This is a genomic window from Jatrophihabitans lederbergiae, assembly GCF_031845305.1.
Lineage (GTDB): Bacteria > Actinomycetota > Actinomycetes > Mycobacteriales > Jatrophihabitantaceae > Jatrophihabitans_A > Jatrophihabitans_A lederbergiae.
Genome location: NZ_JAVREH010000177.1, coordinates 1 through 1,140 on the forward strand (window position 1 = coordinate 1; position 1,140 = coordinate 1,140).

Genomic DNA, 1,140 nt, shown 5'->3' on the forward strand with positions numbered 1-1,140 from the left:
GGGACTGTGCAGTAAACGGTGTTTCTGGCCCGACGCGCCGGTTGTGATGCCGGCGGGAGAGGTGCCGTGATGACGGCGACACTGGATGATGTGGCGAAGAAGAAGGCAGCGGAGCAGTCGGCTGAGCAGCAGGCCGCGGTCGAGCTGGTGCGGTTGGCCAGGGAGCAGGGGCTGTCGCTGACCGGCCCGGACGGGCTGCTCAAACAGCTCACCAAGACGGTCATCGAGTCAGCGCTCGATGAGGAGATGACCGGGCACCTGGGTTATGAGAAGCACGACCCGGCCGGTGCTGGGACGGGCAACATCCGCAACGGCAGCCGGGCTAAGACGGTGTTGACCGAAGCGAGTGGTCATGTCGAGGTCGAGGTGCCGCGGGACCGGGCGGGCACGTTCGAGCCGCAGATCGTGAAGAAACGCCAGCGCCGGCTCAATGGGGTGGATGAGATCGTGCTGTCGCTGTATGCCAAGGGCCTGACCACGGGTGAGATCAGCGCCCACTTCGCCGAGATCTACGGGGCGTCGGTGAGCCGGGAGACGATCTCCCGGATCACCGATCGGGTGATCGAGGAGATGCAGTCCTGGCAGTCACGTCCGCTGGATGCCGTGTATGCGGCGGTGTTGCCCCCAAGCACTGCGTGCAGGGAGGTACCCCTCGACGCGATCGTGGTCAAGGTCCGCGACGGGCAGGTCGCCAACCGCCCGTTCTATGCCGCGATCGGGGTCAGCCTGGAGGGCGAACGGGACATCCTCGGGCTCTGGGCCGGCACCGGCGGTGAGGGCGCGAAGTTCTGGATGGCCGTGCTCACTGACCTGAAGAATCGTGGGATCACTGACAGCTTCTTCGTCGTCTGCGACGGTCTGAAAGGCCTGCCCGAAGTGGTCAGCAACGTGTGGCCGTTGGCCACGGTGCAAACGTGCATCATCCATCTGATCCGCAACACGTTCCGGCTCACTTCCCGCCGCTACTGGGACGAGCTCAAGCGCGATCTGAAGCCGATCTACACCGCGATCAACGCCACCGCTGCCCGAGCCGCGTTCGACGATCTGGCCGAGAAATGGGGGCCCCGCTACCCGGCCGTGATCCGGCTCTGGGACAACGCCTGGGCTGAGTTCATCCCGTTCCTCGACTATGGAGGCTGT

At 65.2% G+C, this 1,140-nt stretch carries 1 protein-coding gene; it reads left to right on the top strand.

The window, feature by feature from the left end; genetic code table 11:
• Window positions 1-69: 69 nt before the first annotated feature.
• A partial coding sequence (locus RM423_RS24835) for an IS256 family transposase (protein ID WP_311425712.1) occupies window positions 70-1,140 on the top strand: 1,071 nt, incomplete at its 3' end.